This is a genomic window from Streptomyces sp. NPDC005423 (assembly GCF_040606415.1).
In the GTDB taxonomy this organism is placed as follows: Bacteria; Actinomycetota; Actinomycetes; order Streptomycetales; family Streptomycetaceae; genus Streptomyces.
This window is the reverse complement of the sequence record NZ_JBEXET010000056.1, coordinates 20890-43465: the sequence shown is the minus strand read 5'-3', so window position 1 is coordinate 43465 and position 22576 is coordinate 20890. Positions and strand designations below refer to the sequence as shown.

Here is a 22576-nt window from a genome sequence, read left to right as displayed (position 1 = left end):
CCAGCGCCGCCGAACTCTTCCCGCTGTACCGGCGCCCCAGGCCGGGCCCCTCCGCGGTCGACGGTTCCCCCGCCCCGGTCACCCCACCCGAGGGCTTCCTCCGCCGGGACGCGGTCAGCCCTCCGCGACACCGTCGCGGCGGCCACGCCGGGCGCGGAGCACGCCCCGCACGGCCGCCGCCGTCAGGAGCGCCAGCAGGCACACCGAGCCCACAGCGACGGCGATCCCGCGCGGACCCGGGTCGTCGGCGGGCAGCGACAGCACCACCCGCTCCCCCGGCGCCCGGCGCGACGCGGCGGTTCCTCCGTCGTGCGGTACGACGGTGAGGGAGGCGTAGGTGTCCAGGCGCGGCACGTCGGCCGGGTACGCGGTGCCGGTCAGCCGGCGCGCGGTCTCCTCGGCACTCAGGTCCGGGTACCGCGACCGGACGAGCGCGGCGGCCCCGGCCACGTGGGCGGTGGCGAAGGAGGCGCCGGTGCCGGTGAAGTCGCCGGAGCCGCGCGGGCCGGTGCCGACGACCTTGTCGCCCGGCGCGGCCAGGTCGGCCCGGACCGGCTCGGGCGCCCCGTCGGGGCGGCTGCCGGAGGGGCCGAAGTCCAGGACGGACAGCACGCCCTGCTCCGACGCGGGCCAGTAGCGCGCGGCCGGGACGGCGCGCGTCGTGGCGCCGGACGCGCCGGTGGTGTCCCCCGTGGCGTCGGGCACGGCCGCGGCGACCACCAGGCAGTCGCGGGCGACGGCGTAACGGACCGCCGCGCTCAGCGCCTTGCTGCCCCGGGACAGCGCCAGCGGCACCGCGACGATCCCGGCTCGGGCGTGGGCCGCCGCGCGGATGCCGGCGGCGACGCTCGCGGCGTCGGCCAGACCACGGGCGTCGGTGCCGCGGACGGCGAGAACGCGGGCGTCGGGGGCCATTCCGCCGAAGTCGGTGCCGGTGCCGTCGTACTCCGCGGCGATGAGTCCGGCGACGAAGCTGCCGTGTCCGACACAGTCCTCGGCGGCGTCGCCCACCGCCTCGACCCGGCCCTTGAGTCCGTGGGTTGCGGGTGCGACGCCCGTGTCGACGACGGCGACGGTGACTCCCGCGCCCCGGGAGTAGCTCCGGGCACCGGACAGTCCGAGCGCGGCGTGCGTCCACGGGACGACCGTCATCGTGGTCGGCGACGCCCGGGTACAGGCGGCACCGGTGCCCAGGGAGCCGGGGATGACGGGCAGTCGTACGGTCGGGCCGGTCGCGGCCGGGGCCGGTGACGCGTCGTCGGCCAGCGCGACCGGCGCGGGGCAGACGGTGAGCGCGAGGGCGCACAGCCCGGCGGGGACGGCCTGCCGGGTGCGGCGGGGGGACGGGGCGGGCCGGGCCGCCCTGCGCGACGGCCGGGAGTGGGGCATGTGCGGTCCAGTCCTTCGGTGGTGGGGCGGCCGCCGGTCGGGGCGAGCCGGTCAGAGCGAGAACATCTCCGGCTCCACGGCGAGGATGCGGCCGGTGCCCGGCAGCCAGGCCGGTGCGCCGGCGGATCCGTCACCTTGTGGCCACGCGGTCCACGGCTCGTCGTCCGGGAGCGCGTGGCGGACGAGGTGGCCGAGCAGGCGGCGCACGGCGGCGGCGCGGGCCGGCGGGCCGTCGGTCGCGTGGACCAGTTCATGGGCGTACGAGCGCTCCAGGGGCCGCAGGGCGAAGCGGCCGGGCGCGCGCTCGTCCAGCAGGTGCACTCCGGTGAGCGCGGACAGCAGGGCGCGGGCCCGCCGGGGACCCGTGCCGGCCAGCGCGGCGGCCTCGGCGACGCCCGTCTCGGGCTCCGGGTGCAGCGCGAGCAGCCGGAACAGCCGGGCGGCGTCGGGGTCGAGCGTCCGGTACGAGCCGTACAGACTCCGCCGTACGGTGGCCCGGTCGCTCTCCCCGAGAACGCCGGACGGTACGGGCGACGCCGCCGGTTCACCCGGGGTGTCCGTGAGCCGTCCGGCGGCCAGGTGGAGGGCGAGCGGCAGTCCGGCGCAGTGCTCCACGAGCCGTTCGGTCCGCTCGGGGTCGGCGGCGAGCCGGTCGGGACCGAGGCGGGTCGCCAGGAGTTCCCGGGACTCCTCGGGGGTGAGCGTGCCCAGGACGACGCGATGGGCGCCCTCCGCGGCGACCAGGCCGGAGAGCTGGTCGCGGCTGGTCACCAGGACCGCGCAGCCGGGCGTGGCGGGCAGCAGCGGCCGGATCTGCGCGGTGTCGCGGGCATCGTCGAGCAGCAGCAGGAAGCGTCGTCGGGAGAGCACACTGCGCCACAGGGCGGTGTACGCGTCCACGTCGTCCGGGTCGGTGGGCAGCCGGTCGCGGGGGACGTCCAGTGCCGTGAGGAGAGTGCGGATCGCCTCGACCGGCGCGACCGGCGCGGCAGACGGGTCGTAGCCGCGCAGGGCGACGCGGATCAGCCCGTCGGGGAACCGGTCGGCGAGGCGGCGGGCGGTCTCGGCCGCGAGGGCGGTCTTGCCGGACCCGGCCGGCCCGCAGACGGCGGCGAGTCGCACGGTCTCGTCCCCGGGCCGGGCGGCCTCACCCGCGACCTCGGCGAGCAGCCTCGCCGTCTCGGTACGGCGCCCGACGAAGGTGTGCGGGGGCGCGGGCGCGTCCCCGCCGAACGTGAGCAGGCGACGCCCCTCGTCATGTCCGCCGCCGGGACCCTCCGGGCGGGGCGTGGTGTCGTCCTCGGGCAGGACGGCCGACGGCCCCGCCGCGGGCCACGGCTCGCCGGTGCGGCCCGGTGCGGGGGCGGGCGGAGGTGCCGCCGGCGCGGGCCTGTGTCCGCCGCTCGGCACCGGAGCGGCCCGCCGGTGTTGTGCGGGCGCCTCGGGGTGCTCGGGGTGCTCGGAGCGCCGCTCCGGGTGCCGCGCGGGTTCCGAGTGCCGCGGGTGCTCCGGGTACATCGGTGACTCCGGGTGCTCCGAGTGCTTTGGGTGCTCTGAGCACTGCGGGTGCCTTGATGACTCCGGGTGCTGCGAGTGCTGCGAGTGCTGCGAGTGCTGCGGATGTTTCGGGTGTTGCGGGTGTTTCGGCCGGACGGCGCCCGGGGGGCCGTTCAGGTCGCCGCCCAGCACCCGCTCGTGTGCGGCGCGCAGTTCCGTGCCCGGGGTGACGCCCAGTTCCTCGGCGAGCCGGGTCCGGGCGCGGTGGCACACGTCGAGGGCTTCGGCCTGGTGGCCGGTGGCGGCGAGCGCCAACGCCAGTTTCGCGTGGACCCCCTCGTCGAGGGGGTGGCGGGCGGCGCAGCGTTCGATCGCCGGGAGGACGCGGTCCGCCAGGCCGTCGCGCAGGGCGGTGTCCGCGGCTTCGCGGACTGCCGCCACGTACTCGTCGTCGAGGGCGGTGAAGATGCGGTGGGCGCGCGCGACGGCCGGGACTCCGGCGGCGACCGGCCCCCGCCACAGCGCGAAGGCGTCGTTGAACCGCGCCACGGCCTCCGCCGCGTCCCCCGCCCGAGTGGCCTCCTGGGCCTCCTCGCGCAGTCGGCGGAAGCGGGACAGGTCGACGTCGTCCGCGCCGACGCGCAGCCGGTAGCCGCCGCTGACCCGGACCAGCCGCTGTCCCTCGGTGCGGTTGGGCAGCTCCGGCTCCAGGACCCGGCGGAGCATGCCGATGTGACGGTGGATCACGTTCGTCGCGCTCACCGGCCGGCCCTGGCCCCACAGCACGTCGGCGATCTCGCCGACCGGGACGGTCCGTTTCACTCGGACCAGCAGCACCGCCAGGGTGGCGCGCTGCTGCGGGGGGCCGAGATCCAGCTCGGTGCCGTCGCGCCAGGCACGCATCGGCCCCAGCACGGAGAACGACGGCGCCGTGGGGTCCTGACCCCTCACCGGCTCTGCCACGGCACCGTCCTCACCCGAGGTACCACTTCTGGTTCTGCGCCCCGGTGCACGTCCAGAGCTGGAGCCGGGCGCCGTTGTCGCTCTGCTGGTCCTTGACGTCCACGCACTTGTCGGCTCCGACGTTGACCAGGTCTCCCGCGGAGTTGAGCCGGAACCGCTGGCCCGAGCCGGCGTCGCAGTGCGCGAGCCGGATCGCGGCGCCGTCGCTCACGGAGGCCGAGGCGACCTCCATGCACAGGCCGAGCGAACGCACCGTACCGTCCGAATAGAAGGACCAGTGCTGCCACTTGGCGCCGGTGCAGTCCCAGATCTGGAGGGGCGTACCGGCGCTGGCGGTGCCGTCGGTGACGTCCGCACAGCGGCCGGAGGCCGAGCTGACGAGGGTGCCCGCCGACTGCACGGACGGGGCCACGGCGGCCTGTCCCGGGGACGGTGTCGAGGCCGACTTCGCCGGAGGGCCGTCGTCCGCCGCTGCCGCCGCCGCGGCACCCGCGGCGGTCTTGCCCGTGGCCGAGCCGGATGCGCTGTGGTGGGAGCCGGCACCGGTCGTGGACCCGGTCCCGTTCGCGGCGCTCCGCGGCGCGGCGCCGGTGCCGGTGCCGGTGCCCGGCCGGGTGCCGGTGGTCGGCCGGGCGGAGTGAGCGGTGGAAGCGGTGGAGGCGGCGGCGCCCGGGACACCGCCGGGTCCGTCCTCGCCGTCCTGCGAGAAGCCGCCGCGCGCGGACCGGACGGTACTGGACGCGGACGAGTCGCCTCCGGAGCCGACCAGCAGGAAGGAGCTTCCCGCCACGAGCAGGGCCAGCAGGGAGACGCCGATGACCGACTCGCGGGAGATACGGCGGCCACCGTTCGCGGTGTCACCGTCGTCGCCGTCCCGGCCGGTGTCCGAGACGAGCGCCACCGTCTGGGCGGCACCGGCGGCAGTGCCCTCGGCGGTGCCGCCGGGGACCTCGGAGCGGCCCTCGGAACGCCCCTCGGAGGAGCCCTCGGCCGCGTCCGGCCCGGCGGCGCCCGCTGCTCCGGCATCCGGTGCTCCGCCGTCAAGGGTCTCGGCGTCGGTGTCCTCGTCGGCGGTGGGGCGCAGGGACCCGCCCGCGGCGGTCACGGTGGGCACGGCCGCCGACGTGACAAGGGTCGACGCGGTGACGGCGGGCACGGCCGGGGCCTCTCCGGCCGGGGTCTCCTCGGCGGGGCCGGTGGCCGGTTCCGCGGGGACGGTCCGTCCGGCGTCGGCGTCGGCGGCAGGACCGGCGGACCGGGTCTCGTCGCGGCCCCGCGCGATGGCCGCGGCGGCCTGCGTGGATCCCCGCTCCGCGACGTGGTCCGTCTCCGGCGATTCCGCCGCCGCCACCGCGAGGCCGCCGGACGAGGACGCCCTCGCGTCCCTGGGGCGTGGTGTTCCCCCGCGCGTCATAGTCCACTCCCCTGGATCAAACCTGGATCAAGCATGTGATGGGCTGTGCTCATACCCGTGCCGCGCCCTGGCGCGGCGCCACGACCGTCCGCCGGGCGGCGGTGGGGACCGTCCCCCTCCGGGTCAGCGTAGGTCGGTCCAGTGACAGGAAACTGACCCCGCCGGAACGTACGGAACGCCGTTTTCCGGCCAGATTCGCGCCCGTCACGTGGAGGCGTCCGACACCAGTCGCAGGGACGGGCGCGCCGGGGGTCCGCGCCGGTGTCGTCCGGCGGGGACAGGTCTCGGAGCCTGCTCCGGAGCAGGGCGGTGGCCTCCCGCACCTCGGGGGTCTCGTGATCCAGGGTGTCGCGGACGGCGAGGGCACGAGCCCAGGCGGTACGGGCGGGCCCCGGGTCGGCGGCGGCGCGGTGCGCCTCGCCGATGCGGACCAGACAGCGGAACTCCTGGTACCCGTCCCCGGCCGCCCGGTACAGCTTCAGGGCCCGCTGGTGGGCGAGGAGCGCGCGGCGGTGGTTGCCGACCGCGTCGTGCCAGCGCCCGAGCGCGCCGCTGACCGCGGCCTCGGCATGCGGCTCGGTGAGGCCGTCCAGGGCTTGGAGGGCCTGGCGGGTCACGGCGAACGCGTCGCGGTGCCGACCGAGCAGGAGGTGGATCCTGGCGAGCGCGAGGAGCGCGCCTGACGCGCCCACCCGGTCACCGGCGCCCCGGTGCCGCTCCACGGCCCGCTCGGTATGGCCGAGGGCCTCGTCGAGGCGGCCCCGCGCCTCGTACAGCCGGCTGAGCCGCCGGTGCACGTCGCCCTGGCCGGCCAAGTCGCCCAGTTCGCCGAAGAGTTCGTGGGCCCGGCGCAGACGGGCGTGGGCCTCCTTGGTACGGCCCAGGCGTCCGGTGAGTTCGCCGAAGGAAGCGTAGGCGTGGGCGAGCGCTGCCGGGTCGCAGAGGCGCCGGGCCGAGTCGAGGGCGGCCCGCCGGGGCTCGACGGCGTCGTAGCGGAGGCCTTGCTGGTCGAGGAGGAGTTCGATCAGCAGGGCGAGCCGCCAGGCGTGGTCGTGGAATCCGTGGCGGGAGGCCAGGCTCACCAGGCCGGCCAGGCCGCGGATCTCGGCGCCGCACCAGGCGAGGGCCTGGGCGGCGCTGCCGTGCTCGATCGTGGTGACTCCAGGCAGGGCGGGCGGCGGCGGGGGCACGATCCGGTGCGGGGAGATGTGGGCGAGGGCGTTGCGGGCCGTGTGCAGGTGGTGGTCGAGCACCCGCCGCAGGGCCAGCCGTGACGCCTCGGCGTCGGGCTGGACGTCGTCCCGTGGCGCCCGCGGTTCCCCGCCACCGGCGTCCAACTCCCCGTCCCCGGCGGGGCCGGGTGGCGTGGCGGCGGTCTCGTGCTCGTCGGGGCGGGCCAGTTCGTGCGCGTACGCCGTGACGAGCTGCGGCCGGTGGTACCGGTCGCCGAGCCGTTCGGTGAGCAGTCCCGCGCGGACGAGTTCGCCCAGCGGGTGCCGGACCCCTTCCAGGGGCAGCGCGGCGGCACTGGCGGCAGCGGCCGTGGAGATCGCCGTGCCCGGGCAGGCGGCGAGGAGCCGGAAGACGCGGGCCGCGGCCGTGGTGAGTGTGCGGCGGGAGGCGTCGAGGGCCGCCCGTACCTCGGGTACGGCGTCCAGTCCCCCGCTCGCCGAGCGGATCTCCTCGGCGAGCGCGGCGAGGGGGTAGGCCGGTCCCGCGGAGGCGCGGGCCGCGGTGGCCGCCAGGGCCAGGGGCAGTCCCCCGGTCAGCACGGTGAGCGCGCGGACGGCGTCCTCCTCGGCGGCCACCCTCTCGCCGCCGAGCCGGGCGGCGAGACAGTCGCGGGCCTCGTCGGCGTCGAAGGGGGCCAGGTCGAGGAAGCGGCTGTCCCGCCCGCCGCCCGCGAGCTCGCGGAGCGGGCTCCGGCTGGTGACGACCGCGAGGCAGCCCGGGGCGTCGGGGAGGAGCTCCTGTATCTGCGCGGCGTCGCGGGCGTCGTCGAGGAAGACCAGGACCCGGCGGCCGGCCAGCGCCTCCTGATAGCGCCGAGGTCGCTCGTCCCCGGGTATCCGTTCCGGTGGCAGACCCAGGGCGCGCAGGAACCCGCTCAGGATGACCGCGGGGTCGGCCGGGGGCGCGCCGGGGGTGTGGCCGCGCAGGTTCGCGTGGAGCTGGCCGTCGGGGAAGCCGGGTGCCGCGCGGTGGGCCCAGCGGCCCGCCAGTGCGGTCTTGCCCATGCCGGGCGGCCCGCTGATGACGATCACCGCCGCGGGTCCGTCCGCGGCACCCGGCCCCGCCAGGAGCGCCAGTTCCCGCTTCCGGCCGACGAACACCGGTAGTCCCGGCGGGAGTTGGGCGGGTACGGAGGAGGCGTCCGACGGGCTGCCGGTCGGGCGCGGGACGGTGGACGACGGGCCGGGGCCGGCGGCGGCGGACGCCGGCACGACGGCGGGAGGCCCGAGCACGTGCCGGGCGGCGGCCCGCAGTTCCTGGCCCGGTCCGATGCCCAGTTCGTCGGCGAGCCTGGCCTTCACCGCGCGGTAGGTCCGCAGCGCCTCCTGGACCCGGTCGGTGGCCATCAGGGCGTACAGCAGGCGGGCGTGGAGCGGCTCGTCGAGGGGCCGTTCGGCGGCGCAGCGGCGGAGCGGGCCGAGCAGTTCGCCCGCGAGACCGCACCGCAGGGCGGCGTCGGCGGCCTCCTTGACCACGGCGTGGTGCTCCCGGTCCAGCGCCTTGAAGGCGGGGGCGGTGTGCATGAACGGCGGCAGGCCGTCGAGCGGGTGGCCGGTCCAGAGGGCCAGTGCCTCGACGTACCTGGCCACGCTCCGCCGGGTGGCGCCGTCGTCCCGTACCCGCCGTGCCTCCTGGGCAAGTTGGCGGAAGCGCAGCAGGTCGAGGGAGTCCGCGTCGGCCTCGATGCGGTAGCCGCCGGCTCCGCGCAGGAGCCAGCCGCCGGGGGCCCGCGCGGGGAGGTCGGGTTCCAGGGTGCGGCGCAGCAGGCCGATGTGCCGGTAGACCAGGGTGAGGGCGCTGACCGGCGGTTCCTCGCCCCACAGGGCGTCGACGATCTGCTCGACCTCCAGCGGCTGCCCGGGGCGGGCCAGCAACAGGGCGAGCAGCGCGCGCTGTTGGGGCGGCCCGAGTTCCAGGGCGGTTCCGTCGCGGGAGGCGCGGACGGGCCCGAGAACCGAGAACCACAGCTTGCCCCGCTCGGGTGCGGTCGCGCTGTCCTTGGTGACACCCGTCGGCATGTGCTTGGCCTTCCCCGTTCCGGTACCGACGTCGTCCACGATCGCCCCGCACCCTGAGTTCACTTGCGATCCCAACGCTGGGGCGAGTCGCTTGGAGGCGACTTGGCACGGGGCGTGGGCCGGATGCCGTGTCACGGGCCTCACCGCTCGCGTACCGCGACCGACAGCGCTCCTCGCGGCCCGGCGGCGGGCCACGGCCGGCCGCGGCCCGGCACACGCGCCAAGACGGTGCCAAGATGTCGGCGTGCCGGGCCTGGCGCCGCGGTCACTTCGTACGCACAGAGTCCTGCCTATGCTCCTCGGGCCCAGCGACACCTTCGGCGCCGCTCCGTGGCCACAGGCTTCGGCCACGGCGGCGTCCGTGTCGAGGGGTACGCGGCGCAGGGGGTGCCGAACAGTGTCACGGCGGGTGCTCACGGTCGTAGTGGTCGTCGACACCGGAATCGAGCCGGCACGCACCTTCGCGCGGCTCGTCCACGCCGTTCCCCGTCCTGAGGATCACAGCCATGTCCAAGCCTCTGTCGTCCCACGCGCACGCGACTCCCCTGGTCCGCACCTGCTTCTCCGACGAGCAGTCGTGGCAGGCCCTGCTCACCGAGGTCGCCACACCCACCGAGGAGGACTTCCTGGCGAACCTCGACATCGTCGACGACCTCGCCTACCGGGGGTTGTCGGCCCAGCGGATGGCGAGCCTCACGCCGTCGGGGACGAAGCTGGTGGTGCTCGCCGACGACACCGCGCTCGCCGCGCCCGAGAAGCCTCTTCTCGTCATCCGTACGGGCACCGGACGGCATGACGAACTACGCGTGATCGCGGCGGAGTTGTGGTCCATCGAGAACAACATCACGTGGGCCAACATGGATTGGGCCGACTTCACCGACGCCGCGGACGAGGACGGCGTGTTCCGCGGGTTCTGAAGCGGATTTGAGAGCACCACACCTCGAACGCACCGACCGCCGTACCGACAGAACCGAACGAGAGGGCTTCCGTGTACAAGCTTCCGGAGGGCACCGGTGCCGTAGTGATACGGACCGACTTCACCGACGAGCCGGCCTGGGATCAACTCCGCGCCCACCTCGGCTCTTACGCTCCCGAAGGCCTGCTGGTGGACGTGCGTACCGTGGACGATCCGCGCCATGAAGGCATGACCGCGGCGCAGCTCCGCTCGCTCGTGCCCGACCAGGCCGAGTACCCGTACCTCGCGGTGGCGGACTCCGGCACCTTCGCGGCCTGTCTCGCGGCCCGCGACCGCACACTCCTCGTGCTCGACCTGGACGATGAGGGCCCGGGAGAGGTGTTCCGGGCCGTGGTCTCGTCACTCGCGGAGATCGACGCCAATCTGTCCCTGGCCAACACGGACTTCGGCGACTACGTGGAAGGCGTCGGCCACGACGGGGTCTACCGGGGGCTCGACGGCGGGTGACCCTGACGGCGGCCCGCGGCCGGGACGGTGCACGCGTGGACCGGGCGGGGCTGCCGCTCGGGTAAATTCGCGTGCGTGCTGCGCATACGAGTCCTGGGTTCCATGGGTGCCGAAGTCGAGGGCAGACCCGTCGAACTGGGAACCCCTCGGCAGCGCGCCGTCCTCGCCCTGCTGATCACGGCCCGCGGCACAGTGGTGAGCGCAGACCAGATGGTGGACGCCGTGTGGCACGGACTCCCCCCGGCCAAGGCCAGCTCGTCCCTCCACGCCTACGTGTCGAACCTGCGCCGCCTGCTCGAACCCCGCCGCCCCAGCCGGGCGCCCTCGACCGTCCTGGCGACCTCCGCCCCCGGATACGTCCTCCGACTGCCCCCCGACTCCGTGGACGCCTGGCGTTTCGAGTCCCAGGTCGGCGAGGCCAGAGGGGCCCCGCCGGGCCGGTCCCGCGAACTGCTGGCCGACGCGCTCCGCTCCTGGCAGGGACCTCCGTTCCTGGAGCACGCGGACGAGCCGTGGGCGGCGCCGGAAGTGGCCCGGCTGACCGAACTGCACGTCCAGGCACGGGAGTTGACCGCCGCGGTCGATCTGCGCGAGGGCCGTGCCAACGAGGCGGCGCTCGCCGCCGAGGACCTGGTGCGGGAGAACCCGTTACGGGAGGAAGGGTGGCGGCTGCTCGCGCTGGCTCACTGGGCGTGCGGCCGGCAGGCCGACGCCCTGGCCGCACTGCGCCGTGCCGCGAAGGTGGTGCGGGACGAACTCGGCTGCGAACCGGGGCCCGCCCTCACGGAACTCGAAGAGGCCGTGCTGACCCACCGTCTGGACGTCCTGCCCGCGCACGTACCGCTCCTCACCACGACTGCCGTCCCCGGCACCACCGTGGCGCTCACACCCGGAACCACGGGCGCTCCTGCCGCCCCGGCCGACCTCCTGGGTGACAGCGCTCCGGTCCCCGAACCGGCCGGCTCCGCCCGCCTGCCGTTCGTCGGCCGGGACGACGAACTGCGCGCGCTCGGCGCCGCCGCGACGGCCGCCCGGCAGTCGGGCCGCACCGCGCTGGTCACCGGCGAGGCGGGCGCGGGGAAGTCGGCGCTGCTGGAGAGGTTCGCCGAACGCCTGCGAACGGAGGGGTGGTTCGTGCTGATCGGCCGATGCCCCGAGTACGAGGGAGCGCCGCCCGCCTGGGCCTGGGTGGAGGCCCTCGAAACACTCGCGCGCACGTTCCCTCCGGCCCAACCCGCGGAGCTGGCCGCGCTGTTGAGCGAGTCCGACGCCGGAACCGCCCCGACCGGCGACGCCGCGACCGTCGGCCGCTTCCGCATGCACCGTGCCTTCGCGGCCTGGCTCCGGGAGGCGGCCGGCCGGCGGCCGCTCGCCATCTTCCTCGAAGACCTGCACCGCGCCGACGCCGAGACGCTCGCCCTGTTCGAGGCCGCGGCCTCGGTCACCGGCCTGCCCGTGTTCACCGCCGCCAGCTATCGGCCCGCCGAGACCGGTGATCTCCTCGGCAAGACCCTCGCCCATCTCGCACCGAGCGCTCCGCACCGCATCGCGCTCGGCGGCCTGCCCACCGCGGATGTCGCGACCCTGGTCGAGACGGTCTGCGGCGAGCCGGTCGATCCCGTCACGGTGACAGCCCTCACCGACCGCACCGGCGGCAATCCGTTCTACGTCCTGGAAAGCGCACGCCTCCTGACCAGTGAAGGGGCCCTGGTCGCCGTCTCCGAAGTCCCGCAGGGCGTGCGCGACGTGCTGCGCAGACGCCTGGCCCTGCTGCCGGCCGACGCCCGCTCCGCCCTCCAGCTCACGGCTGTGGTGGGACTCGAAGCCGACATCTCCCTGCTGACGCACACGACGGACCTGGAGGAGGACAGCCTCCTGCACGGGCTGGAGGCCGCTCTGGCCGCGGATCTGCTCACCGAACCCGCACCGGGACGCGTCCGCTTCGTGCACGCGCTGGTACGTGACACCGTCTACAAGGACGTCCCCGTCGTGCGGCGTTCCCGCCTGCACGACCGGGTCGCCCGGCAGCTGCGCAGCCACCGCCCCGCCGATCTGCCCGCCCTGGCCCACCACTTCGCACGGGCCGGCCGCGGCGACACCGCGGCACTGGCCCTCGACTACGCGCTGCGGGCGGCGGAGATGGCGGAACGGCGGTACGCCCACGACCTGGCCGTAGGGCTGATCCAGCAGGCCCTGGAGGCACACGCCACCATCGCGTCCGACTCCGACGGGCACCGTGAGGCCACGGTCAACCTCCTGATACGGCTGCTGGGCGCACAGGTGCGGGCCGGAGCATCCGACGCCGCCCGACGGACCCGGCAGCAAGCCGTCGACCTCGCCGTACTGGCCAACCGGGACGATCTGGTCGCGGCGGTCTACGGCGCGTGGACCGAACCCTCGTTGTGGCGCAGCAGACTGGAAGGCTTCTTCGACCGCACCGCGCTGGCCCGCCTGGAGCAGCTGGCCCAGGACCGGTCCCTCGACGATCCGACACGCACCCGGGTACTCCAGGTGCTCGTGGACGCCGTCGCGGCCGAGGACGCGCCACGGGCCCGGGACGTGGCACACGCCCAGCTGGCCCTGGCCCGCGACGGCGGGGAACCGCGTCTGCTGGCCTCCGCGCTGATGACATCGGCGAGGCTCACGCCGCATGAGGGACAGCACACCGCGCGGGAGCCGCTCGTCGCCGAACTCCGTCAACTCGCCCTGGCCCACGACCTCCCCGCCTACCGCTGGGTCTGCGAGCACCTGGACACCCTGACCGCGGCCGCGCGCAACGACCCCGACCGGGTACGCCGGCACACCACCGACGGCCTGCGTCTCGCGCACCGCTACCGGCTGCTGTGGGCCCAGGGCATCAACACCCTCACCCTCGCCATGCTGGCCACCGTCGAGGGCCGGTACACCGAGGCGGAGACGGCGTACGTCGAGGCGGACGTCCTGTTGCGGCGTATCGGGGCCCACCGGGCCGCCGACCTGCGCACCATGGGCCTGATGACCATCCGGCTCACGCAGGGCAGGACAGCCGAGATCGAGCACGACGTCAGGGAGATCCACTCGGCCGTCGGCGCCCCCGTCGCCGTACTCCACGCGCTCGTCCTGGCACGTCTCGGCCGGACGGACGAGGCGAGAGCCGTGTCGTTCCCCGAGCGACCGGTGACCGACCACCTCTACGGGCTCGAACTCGACTACCGCGGCGAACTGGCCGTCCTGCTGAACGACACCGGCGCGGCGGCCATGCTGATCACCCATCTCCTGCCCCTTAAGGACCAGTTCGGCGGTGCCGCCGGCGGCGCCTACGCGAGTCGCCCCCTCGCTCACGCCCTGGCCGACCTGTACCGCCTGGTCGACGAGGAACAGGCCGCGGCCGACTCCTACACCCGCGCCGAACAGGTCGCCCGTGCCTGGCGCTCGGCACACCACGTGCACACCGCCCGCCAGGCCGCCGCGACACTGCCGCCCGCGGGAGCCCGGCGCCGGACGTTCACCCCGTGAGGCGACGTCCGGCCCGTGCCTCCATCGCTCCAGCGAACGGCTCGGCCGGCGAAGGCGGGTCATCGACCGCACCATGTCCTGGCTGACCGGCTACCGCCGACTCAACCACCGCTACGAGCGGAACCAGGCAACTACCTGGCCTTCCTCGGCTGGGCGGCCGCCCTCTGCTGCAACAGACGGCACCTCGAACCGACCATGCAGGACACCATCTGAATCGGAGGCTCCGGCGATCGCCGGAGCCTCCCCTTGCCATCCATCCCGTCCCACCATAGGCTTACGACCGTAAGGTAAACGATCGTAATTCAATGATGCAGGGAGCCTGTGATGACGACAGATCGGCCTGTGATACTCGTGACGGGGGCATCGTCGGGGATCGGCAAGGCAACCGCTTCCGCGTTCGTCACAGCCGGGTTCACGGTGATCGGAACCGGGCGGAACACCTCGGGACTCACCCCGCCCGCCGGTGTGACCTTCCTCGATCTCGACGTGACCAGCGACGCATCCGTCACCGCCGCCGTCCGCGAAGTGATCGAACGGTTCGGTCGGATCGACGTCCTCGTCAACAACGCCGGACTCGGCTCGGCCGGTGCAGCCGAGGAGAACTCCGTCGCCCAGGCCCAGAGCCTCTTCGACCTCAACTTCTTCGGTCTCGTCCGCATGACCAAGGCCGTCCTGCCGCACATGCGCGCCCAGGGTCGCGGCCGCATCATCAACCTCTCCTCCGTCCTCGGCGTCATTCCGCAGCCCTACATGTCCCTTTACGTCGCGGCGAAGCACGCCGTCGAGGGCTACTCCGAGTCCCTGGACCACGAGGTCCGTGAGCACGGCGTCCGCGTCCTGCTCGTCGAGCCCGGATACACCCGGACCGCCTTCGACGCCAATGCCGCGCAGCCCGACACGCCGCTGCCGCTGTACGCGGAGCGGCGGCGTGTATTCGACGAGGTGGTCGCCGCGGCGATGGAGGCCGGTGACGACCCCGCCCTTGTCGCCAAGGAGGTCGTCACGGCAGCCACCACCACGAAGCCGAAGCTGCGCTACACCGCCGGACCGCTCGCCTCACGCATCACCACCGCGCGACGCCTCGTCCCCGCCGGGATCTTCGACAAGCAGATCCGCAGATTCAACCGGATGCCCGGCTGACGGCGAGTACGAGGCGCTTGCCGGCGAGGGCGCCGACTTCGGCCGCCGGCTCGCCGACTTCAAGATCACTTCCGAGTCCGCCCGCTGCCCGCGGGCCAGCACTCGTTCATCCTCGGCGCGGGGCGCGTACCCGAGGTGGACAGCGCGATCGGGCAGATGGGTCAGTGGCTCCGCCGGCACCTCGGCAGCTGATGCGGAAGCCGCGAGGACATGCGCAACATCCGCCGAAGGACAACCGAGAAAACCACGCAAGAGGGATGGCTGACATGAAGGCATTCGTCGTCGAGAAGTACGGCAAGGACGGCGTACGCGCCACAGACGTTCCACAGCCCGCCGTCGGGGACGGCGACGTCCTGGTCCGAGTGAGCGCCACCAGCATCAACCCGCTGGACAAGATGGTCCGCAACGGGGAGTTCAAACGACTCCTGAAGTACAAGCGGCCCTTCGCGCTCGGTCACGACGTCGCCGGCGTCGTGACGAAGGTCGGGTCCGCCGTACGCGAGGTCGCCGTCGGCGACGAGGTCTACGCCCGTCCCCGCGACCTGCGCATCGGAGGCTTCGCCGAGTTCATCGCGATCGACCAGGACGACGTCTCGCCCAGGCCGGAATCACTCACCCTCCGCGAGGCGGCTGCGGTCCCGCTGGTGGCCTTGGCCTCCTGGCAGATCCTCGTCGACCGCGCCCAGGTGAAGCGGGGCCAGAAGGTGCTCATCCACGCCGGTGCGGGCGGCCTCGGATCGACGGCCATCCAGCTCGCCAAGCACCTCGGCGCCACTGTGGCGACGACCACCAACACCCGCACCCAGGAGTTGGTCAGAAGCCTCGGCGCCGACATCGCCGTCGACTACACCAAGGAGGACTTCACGAAGGTGCTCTCCGGCTACGACCTGGTGCTGGACTCCCTGGGCGGCGCGAACCTCAAGAAATCCCTGACCGTCCTGAAGCCGGGCGGCCTGGCCATCGGTGTCGCCGGCCCGCCGGACGCCGGTTTCGCCAGACAACTCGGCGCCCCCTCGGTCATGGGCGTGGTCATGAACGCGCTCAGTCGCAAGGTGCGCAGGCAGGCCACGGCCCTGGATGTGCGCTATGAGTTCTTCTTCATGCAGGCCAGCGGCTCCCAGCTCCGTGAACTGGGAGCCCTGTACGACAACGGACGGCTCCGCCCGGTCATCGACCGAACGTTCCCCTTCGACCAGACGCTCGAGGCGATGGCGTACGTCGAGCAGGGCCGCACCACGGCCGGAAAGGTCGTGATCTCGATGACACCTGACGACGAGTGAATCGGGCCGGCCGCAAAGCAGGCGTGTCGGCGGTCCCAGACACCGTCGGCACACCATTGGAGTACGTTCGCACTCCAATACGATGGGGAAGCCGGCGGAGGGCAGGTGACCCTTCCGGCGCACAAGGGAGCGAGCGCGTGCCGCGATACGGAAAAGAGCACAAGCAGGCGACGAGGCAGCGGATCGTCGAGACCGCCGGCCGCCGGTTCAAGCGGGACGGTATCGACGGCTCGGGCATCGCAACGCTGATGGCGGACGCCGGACTGACCAACGGCGCCTTCTACGCCCACTTCGCATCCAAGGACGACCTCGTGGCCACCGCGGTCACGGACCAGTTGCGCGCGCAGTACGCGAACGTCATCGAGCAGGCGGCCCCCGGCATCGCCGGACTGGAGCAGATCGTACGGTGGTATCTGTCACCCAAGCACCGGGACAGCCCCGACGACGGCTGCCCCTCCGCGGCACTCCTCGATGAGATCGGGCGCTGCCCAGACGAGACCAAGCAGGCGTACACCGACGGGGTGCTCGCTGTCATCGACGGTATCGCCGCCCGCCTGGCGCCCGCCGATCCACCCTCGGTGCGCACGAAGACCCTCAGCGTCTACGCCATGATGGTCGGAACCCTGCAGCTCTCCCGCGCCCTGGCGGACCAGCGACTCTCCGACGAACTCCTCAACGAGGGCATCCGCAACGCCCTCACCCTGCTCGGCGTACAGGCGTCCCGCTGACGCGGCGCAACACCACGCGGCAGCCTGGGCAAGCCGCTCCGCCACCCCCCGGCGGATCGCCTGCCGCTTCGGCGGGGCCTTCTTGCCCTGCGCAGCCACCGCGAGGAACTGCGTCACCCTCAGCCCGGTGAGTGCCTCCACTGAACCGCCCGGTAGTGGGAAGGACGTGCCATGACTCGATCAGGAACGGGACGTGCTCATCAGCTACGCCACCGAGTTCGAGCCGGTGCTGCGCCACTCCTCGGCGGTCACCTTCTCGTCCAGGAGGCCCTGCACGGCCCTTACCATCGACCCGCCGATCCCACCCCGTAAACCTCGGTAATCAAGTAACGGGAGGCGGCGCATTGCGCGACCGCACGCCCGGATCGGATCGGGTCACAGACGTGCGTCTATTGTCCCGACCGCCTGCGCTCAACTGCCTCGGGAATGTATACCTCGTGGTGATGCTTTAGCCGGAAGAAGGCGGGGGTGACCGGCATGGCGGAACCTCTCTACGCGCGGGACGGCGTTACCGGGGAAATGTTGCAGGATCTCGTGAACCGGAAACCGGACCAGGAACTGCCGATTGTCCTGCTGTACGGACCGCGCGGCAGCGGTAAGACCAGCCTCGTGGACTCCCTCGCGGTGCGCAGCGCGCTGTCCGCGTCACTGCCGTATCTCCGCTTCGACTGCGAGAGCTATCCGGCTATGGAGGTCTGGCAAATGGTCGCCTACTTCAGCCGGGCCATCGCCGGTGGAAGATGGGCCCAATCACGCCCGATCTGGTTCCCACGCGCCACATTGGGCACTCTGGTCCTCTCCGCCGACATGGCGACCGGAGATCCCCAGCAGATCGAGGACGCCATATACCAAGCGATAACCCAACGGTATCTGCCCGCCGGCCTGACCGAGAATTTGCCGACGTTCGTGGACCAAGTGCGCGAATCGCTGGTCCCGTCGATGAGCTGGCTCTCGCGAGTCACCTTCTTACAGCCCCTCCTGGACTGGGCGCTGACCACGCGCAAGGTGAAGCACGCCATCACCCGGACCGGGATGGGGTATTACGGCGACCGAATGGGTACCACCGGCCCGTCGGCGCTGACCGAACTCGTCCGGCTGCGGAACTCCGAGGACCCGGTGGAGCGGGAGCGGGCCGGCCGCATCGTCTGTGAGGCGCTGCTGGAGGACATGGCGCAGATGTGGTCGAGCGGCTGGCGGCCGTGCAACTGCCTTCTGCTGCTCGACAACGCCGACGCGGCCTCCGGGAAGTCCTTCCTGCGGGCGCTGGCCGCGGCCAAGGCCGCCCGGTACACGCGTGATCCCGCGCCCCCGCTCGCCGTGCTGGCGACCTCCCGCAGCTGGCTCAACCTGGACGGCCACTGGCTGTGCCCGGGATACACCCCACAGGGAGACCGGCGTCACCCGACGAGCTCCGGCCGGGCCGGCCTGGCGGACTGGGTCGCGACCCGGGCGACCGGGCGGATCGACCGCTGGTGGTACCCGGTCCTGCTGGACGATCTGACCCGTGACGACGTCGAGGCGCTGGAGAGCGTCCTCGCCCCGCATCGGACGAGGACGTGCGCGGGCTTCGTCTACGAACTCACCGCCGGGCACCCGAAGGGCACCCGGATGCTGCTCGATGTCATAGGACAGCTGGAGGGCGGGGCCGGTGTCTCCGAGGACAGCCTGCGCGGCATCCTCGCGGCCGAATACCGCGAGCCCGGCGCTCCCGCGGGCCGACCCATGGACACGGTCGTGGTCGAGGACCTGCTGCGCGGCGTGCCGCAGAACCTGCTGAACCAGATCACCCGCTGGTCGGCCACCCGCGATCTCAGCGCGGCGCGGAACCTGCCGACTCCCCCCGGTGACGCGACCCTGGCCGGACAGCCCGACGCCTGGACCACCCTCGCCGAGAGTTTCTGGCTGGTTCCCCGCGGCGCCTCGGAGACCGTTCTCCACCCGTGGCTGCGCCGCGTCCTGCTGCACCGGCTGAGCAGCGGCCCGACCGGCGCGTGGGAGTCCTTGTACACCGCTCTGCGCGAAAGCGCGCAGGTCGAAGCAGCTCGCAGATGCTACGACCTCGCCGCCCACGCCGATGCGCCCGACGGACGGGCCGTGGACGAAGCCGTCACCTTCCTCACCGATGAGTTCAGCCGGCTCCTGGCCCAGGGGTGGCCAGACGAATGGATCGCGCTGCTGGAACGGGTCGGTGGCGCGCCCCTGCGCCGCCCACCCGACTCGGTGGCCGTCGCCGCGGCCCATCCCGTGGGGAGCGCCCGCGCGATCATCAGGAACCTGCTCAGCGCTCGCCGCGTCTGGGCCGATCCCCTGGCCGACCCCTGGGGAACCGGCACGGGGCTGCTCGTCGCCGGATTCTTCGGGCTGGCGGCCCTGACCGAGGTCGGCCGCCTCAGCCAGGAGGCCATGGACCTCCAGCGCGGCCGGCTCCGCGACCCGTGGGAGTTCCATCTCTGATGATCGATCCGAGGAAGGTCGCCCCATGAGCGATGCCGACCCCCGGCAGAGTCGTCCCTTACACCCGTCGGTGCGCTGGAAGGTCGCCCACCCAGTCCAGTTCCGGTTCGCGGTGAGCGCCTTCGTGCTCGCGGTCCTCGTCGCGCTCTCCGGCATCACCTACGTGTTGTGGCCTCGGCCGCCGGTGCTGATCACGGACGGCGGGAAGCCGCCCACCGACAACCTCCGGCGGATATCGGGGCTGATCGAGGAAGAGAACGCGTGGGTGAAGGACCAGCACGTCGCCTGGGTCAGCCTCGCCCTGATGATGCCGATGGACCCGGCGGGCGGAACGGTGTCGGCGGACAGCATCCGCCACACCGTGGAGGGCGTCTATCTCGCCCAGCGCTGGGCGAACAGGCACACCGAGGGGAAGCTGAGCCCGCCGCTCGTCCGGGTACTGCTCGTCGACGACGGCAAGGTCGGCACCAAGTGGAAAGAAGCCGTCAACCAGATCCGCGACAAGGTCTCGTCGGAGCACATCGCCGCGGTCGTCGGACTGGGCGTGAGCATCGACACGACACGCTGGGCGATCGAAGCGCTCGGCAAACAGCGGATCGCCATGGTCGGGTCGAGCATCTCCGCGGACGACCTCAAGAACATGCGCGCCATGGTCCGCGTGGTGCCCCCCAACAAGGACCAGGTGACCGCCGTCCTCGGTGAGCTGCCGAAAAGGACTTCGGTCCCTCCGGTCCTCGTGCAGGACACCAACCCCGCGGACGCGTACGCCAAGGACCTTGGCACCGACTTCGCCGCGAAGTTCCCCCCGTCGGGCAGTCGGGGGAAGAGCCTGACCGACAGCCAGCTGTCCTTCGACTCCAGCCTTCCCGCGAGCAACCAGGTCCTCAACGGGCTGGCCCAACAGGTCTGTTCCAGCAGCAGCAACACGGTCCTCTTCGCCGGCCGCGGCCGCGACCTGCCGGCCTTCCTCTCCCCGCTCGCCACCTACAGCGGCTGCCAGGACCGGGACGTGACGGTCCTCACCGGGGACGACGCGGAGCAGGTCGCCCGCCCACTCCCCCCCAACGCACCCATGTGGAACGCGACCGCCGCGCCGCGACTGCACGTCTACTACGCCGCGAGTGCCTACCCCGACGCCTGGAGCGATGCGTCCTACTACAACAAGGCGGTCACCGACAGGTTCGGCGCGACGGACAAGGACGGCTTCCGCAGCATCTTCCCCGGGGAGCAGTTGGGCGACGGAGCGGCGATCATGGCGCATGACGGGGCCCTCGCGGTCATCACCGCGGTCAGCGACCTCGTGGGCACCTCCGGCTCGGGCGCGGGGAAGCAGGCGTCCGACGGCGACGACTCCCTGCTGGAGCCACCGGCCTCGGCTGTCGCCAACCAGCTCCCGTCGGTCAAGTTCGCCGGCGCCAGCGGCTGGATCGCCTTCGACGGCAACCACGATCCCGTCGACAAGGCCATCCCCATCCTCGAACTGCACTCCACCGGGCGCGTCGACTTCATCAGGGTGACCTCAGGAGACAAACAGCCCGCCAACCGGTGAACGCCGGACGGTGGTGACGTCGTGGGTGTCGGTGGTGGTGTCGGTGGTGGTGTCGGCCGACAAATGGAGAGCTGCTGCATGCACACGCGCCCGTCGGCGACCAGTTGGCGGGGCTTCTTCGAATGGCGGGGCACGCGGCTGAGGGTACGCGGCCGATCCGCGAGACACCTTCCCCAGTATCAGGTGGCGGTGGGCCAGGTCCGCAGCAAAGGGTACGCCCAACTGCCGTCGGGCCGGCGCCGAAGTGTGTCGCTGGTGCCGGAGACGGACGCCGTCCGGCAGGCGCTGCGTGAACTGCTCTGCACCGGCGCCCAGTTGAGGTTGGAGCTGCGCGACATCCGCGTGGTCGACCCAGCTCTTTCACCAGCAGGGGTATCCGAGGCGCGTTTCGAATAGGTAAGGAGCGCCTCTGACCTGGGGCAACGGGACTGGTCCAGGGTCCTGTTCGTCGTCAGGAAAGCTGTCGTACGCGCGTGCGACGAGCAGACCCTATGATCACTGCGCCCCAGCGTTCGCTGCGGCCGTACACACCTCCGAGACAGGCCAAGACGATGACGAGCACCGCCCGCAAAGCTCCCTGGATCCTTGCCCGCTCCGCGCAGGTGGCGATAGCGGGGGCCGCCGCGGCGGACGCGTTCCGCGGGGCGGCAGTCCGGGACCACTACCTGCACCCCACGGATGCGTCACTGCGCAAGTCGGGCTTCACCTCCATGATCTTCGGCTATCTGATGACTCTTGCGATCGTGCTGTTCCTGGTGTGGCTCGCCCGGTCCCGGCACAACGCCCAGGAGCTGTCCCCCCAGGCCTCGCTCCCGAGTCGGGGCTGGACGATCGGCGCGTGGTTCATACCGTTGGTCAACCTTGTCATCCCTCGCCGGTTCGTCCTCGACATCGGGCGCGCCAGCTCCACGTCGTGGGAGCAGAAGCGGGACACGACATTGGTGAACCTGTGGTGGGTCGCCTGGATCACGCACACGCTGGTGCTCGTGGCGGCGGGCCGGATGGCCCCGGGATCGGTTCCCCTCCTCGTGGTGGCGGAGGCGCTCATGATCGCGGCGGCCGTGCTGATGGGGCTCGTCATCGAGCGCATCACGGCGCTGCAGAGCTCTGCGCTCGGCGCCACCGCGCCCGTCGCACCTCTCGCCCGAGCATGAGGCAGCTCCCCCGATGTGCTCCCTCCCGGCGACATGATCGGCCGCGCGCGTGACCGGCTACGACTTGGCCCCCAGTGGACCCGTCATGGACGATCGAGGTCAGTAACTGTCGTAGCCGGGCGCGCCGTTCGGCCGGTAGACGCCGACGATGGTGCCGCCCTTCGTCGTCGAGACGCTGACCGGCTCCAGCGCGGTGGGGATCGCTCCGTCGGCGAACAGCCGCTTGCCGGTGCCGATGATGACCGGATGGACGGTCAGCCGGTACTCGTCGACGAGGCCGTGCCGCATGAGGGTCTGGGCGAGGTCGCCGCTGCCGACGACGTTGACGTTGCCGCCGTCGGACGCCTTCAGCTCGCGTACGGCATCGACGATGTCGCCCTCCAGCAGCGTGGAGTTCTGCCACTCGACGGACGTCAGGGTCCGAGACGCCACGTACTTGTGCATGCTGTTCATCCGATCGGTGAACGGGTTGCCGGGATCGGCGGTCGGCCAGTACGCCGCGAAAATGTCGTACGTCTTGCGGCCCAGCAGCATCGCGTCGGAGTGCTCGTACCAACCGGCGATGGCTGTGCCCACCTCGTCGTCGGCCACCGGTTTCTGCCAGCCGCCGTGCTCGAAGCCGCTCTCAGCGTCCTCGTCCGGACCGCCCGGCGCCTGCATGACGCCGTCCAGCGTCAGGAACGTGCAAACGATGATCTCGCGCATGGTGCGCTCCTTTCGTCGACGGGTAGACCGACCGACCGCCGGAAACTCATCGACGGAACTCCCGCGGCGTCGGCCTGCGGCGACTGGCTGCCGGGCGACTGTTCCCTGTTCGACGGGACTACCAGGGGCTGACG

15 protein-coding genes and 1 pseudogene are annotated in these 22576 nt (G+C 72.7%); 10 read left to right on the top strand and 6 right to left on the bottom strand.

The features are described 5' to 3' along the window. Window positions 1-114: 114 nt before the first annotated feature. Genes ABZT12_RS35100 through ABZT12_RS35085 form a run of 4 tightly spaced genes read right to left on the bottom strand, consistent with a single transcriptional unit; the run spans window position 115 to window position 8553 of the window. Entirely contained in the window at window positions 115-1389 is a 1275-nt protein-coding gene (locus tag ABZT12_RS35100) for a S8 family serine peptidase (protein WP_356392518.1), read from the bottom strand. Between the two features lie 51 nt (window positions 1390-1440). Continuing rightward, window positions 1441-3849 (bottom strand): BTAD domain-containing putative transcriptional regulator, encoded by a 2409-nt coding sequence (locus tag ABZT12_RS35095; protein WP_356392515.1) that lies wholly within the window; start codon window positions 3847-3849, stop codon window positions 1441-1443. Window positions 3850-3859: 10 nt separating this feature from the next. After that, the gene (locus tag ABZT12_RS35090) at window positions 3860-5263 is read right to left on the bottom strand and encodes a ricin-type beta-trefoil lectin domain protein (protein ID WP_356392512.1); all 1404 of its coding nucleotides are present in this window, start codon (window positions 5261-5263) and stop codon (window positions 3860-3862) included. Then, window positions 5260-8553, bottom strand: coding sequence for a BTAD domain-containing putative transcriptional regulator (locus ABZT12_RS35085; protein WP_356392509.1), 3294 nt, complete (start codon window positions 8551-8553; stop codon window positions 5260-5262). The genes ABZT12_RS35090 and ABZT12_RS35085 overlap by 4 nt, the downstream gene beginning before the upstream one ends. Window positions 8554-9020: 467 nt before the next feature. On the opposite strand from ABZT12_RS35085, the gene ABZT12_RS35080 reads away from it, so the two are divergent. The 9 genes and pseudogenes from ABZT12_RS35080 (at window position 9021) to ABZT12_RS35040 (ending at window position 20583) form a co-directional block, all read left to right on the top strand. After that, the gene (locus tag ABZT12_RS35080; RefSeq protein ID WP_356392505.1) at window positions 9021-9431 is read left to right on the top strand and encodes a hypothetical protein; all 411 of its coding nucleotides are present in this window, start codon (window positions 9021-9023) and stop codon (window positions 9429-9431) included. Between the two features lie 71 nt (window positions 9432-9502). Next, a complete protein-coding gene (locus ABZT12_RS35075) occupies window positions 9503-9937 on the top strand; it encodes a hypothetical protein (protein ID WP_356392504.1) in 435 nt (144 codons plus the stop codon). Between the two features lie 75 nt (window positions 9938-10012). Continuing rightward, entirely contained in the window at window positions 10013-13432 is a 3420-nt protein-coding gene (locus ABZT12_RS35070; RefSeq protein WP_356392502.1) for a BTAD domain-containing putative transcriptional regulator, read from the top strand. Between the two features lie 28 nt (window positions 13433-13460). Further along, window positions 13461-13645, top strand: a pseudogene (locus ABZT12_RS35065) (hypothetical protein); the annotation flags it as partial. A 111-nt stretch (window positions 13646-13756) separates the two neighbouring features. Beyond that, window positions 13757-14572 (top strand): oxidoreductase, encoded by an 816-nt coding sequence (locus tag ABZT12_RS35060; RefSeq protein ID WP_356392499.1) that lies wholly within the window; start codon window positions 13757-13759, stop codon window positions 14570-14572. 266 nt (window positions 14573-14838) lie between these two features. Then, window positions 14839-15852: an NADP-dependent oxidoreductase gene (locus tag ABZT12_RS35055; protein ID WP_356392496.1), complete on the top strand. Its 1014-nt coding sequence runs from the start codon at window positions 14839-14841 to the stop codon at window positions 15850-15852. Window positions 15853-15989: 137 nt separating this feature from the next. Continuing rightward, window positions 15990-16580, top strand: coding sequence for a TetR/AcrR family transcriptional regulator (locus ABZT12_RS35050; protein WP_356392493.1), 591 nt, complete (start codon window positions 15990-15992; stop codon window positions 16578-16580). 534 nt (window positions 16581-17114) lie between these two features. Continuing rightward, a complete protein-coding gene (locus ABZT12_RS35045; protein WP_356392491.1) occupies window positions 17115-19034 on the top strand; it encodes an ATP-binding protein in 1920 nt (639 codons plus the stop codon). A 25-nt stretch (window positions 19035-19059) separates the two neighbouring features. Beyond that, window positions 19060-20583 carry a hypothetical protein gene (locus ABZT12_RS35040; protein WP_356392488.1) on the top strand — a complete coding sequence of 508 codons (1524 nt, stop codon included), beginning with the start codon at window positions 19060-19062 and terminating at the stop codon, window positions 20581-20583. A 179-nt stretch (window positions 20584-20762) separates the two neighbouring features. Here ABZT12_RS35040 and ABZT12_RS35035 read toward each other — a convergent pair whose 3' ends face one another. After that, complete coding sequence (locus ABZT12_RS35035) at window positions 20763-20921, bottom strand: hypothetical protein (RefSeq protein ID WP_356392485.1); 159 nt, start codon at window positions 20919-20921, stop codon at window positions 20763-20765. Window positions 20922-21074: 153 nt separating this feature from the next. Here ABZT12_RS35035 and ABZT12_RS35030 point away from each other — a divergent pair, with 153 nt between their 5' ends. Next, window positions 21075-21737 (top strand): DUF4328 domain-containing protein, encoded by a 663-nt coding sequence (locus ABZT12_RS35030; protein WP_356392482.1) that lies wholly within the window; start codon window positions 21075-21077, stop codon window positions 21735-21737. A gap of 99 nt (window positions 21738-21836) precedes the next feature. Here ABZT12_RS35030 and ABZT12_RS35025 read toward each other — a convergent pair whose 3' ends face one another. Beyond that, complete coding sequence (locus tag ABZT12_RS35025) at window positions 21837-22442, bottom strand: dihydrofolate reductase family protein (RefSeq protein WP_356392479.1); 606 nt, start codon at window positions 22440-22442, stop codon at window positions 21837-21839. Window positions 22443-22576: the final 134 nt, after the last annotated feature.

What these genes read in the sequence shown, in the direction of transcription:
- ABZT12_RS35100 (WP_356392518.1), bottom strand. Translation starts at nt 1,389, where the DNA reads ATGCCCCACTCCCGGCCGTCGCGCAGGGCGGCCCGGCCCGCCCCGTCC.
- ABZT12_RS35090 (WP_356392512.1), bottom strand. Translation starts at nt 5,263, where the DNA reads ATGACGCGCGGGGGAACACCACGCCCCAGGGACGCGAGGGCGTCCTCG.
- ABZT12_RS35080 (WP_356392505.1), top strand. Translation starts at nt 9,021, where the DNA reads ATGTCCAAGCCTCTGTCGTCCCACGCGCACGCGACTCCCCTGGTCCGC.
- ABZT12_RS35060 (WP_356392499.1), top strand. Translation starts at nt 13,757, where the DNA reads ATGACGACAGATCGGCCTGTGATACTCGTGACGGGGGCATCGTCGGGG.
- ABZT12_RS35055 (WP_356392496.1), top strand. Translation starts at nt 14,839, where the DNA reads ATGAAGGCATTCGTCGTCGAGAAGTACGGCAAGGACGGCGTACGCGCC.
- ABZT12_RS35040 (WP_356392488.1), top strand. Translation starts at nt 19,060, where the DNA reads ATGAGCGATGCCGACCCCCGGCAGAGTCGTCCCTTACACCCGTCGGTG.
- ABZT12_RS35035 (WP_356392485.1), bottom strand. Translation starts at nt 20,921, where the DNA reads ATGTCGCGCAGCTCCAACCTCAACTGGGCGCCGGTGCAGAGCAGTTCA.
- ABZT12_RS35030 (WP_356392482.1), top strand. Translation starts at nt 21,075, where the DNA reads ATGATCACTGCGCCCCAGCGTTCGCTGCGGCCGTACACACCTCCGAGA.
- ABZT12_RS35025 (WP_356392479.1), bottom strand. Translation starts at nt 22,442, where the DNA reads ATGCGCGAGATCATCGTTTGCACGTTCCTGACGCTGGACGGCGTCATG.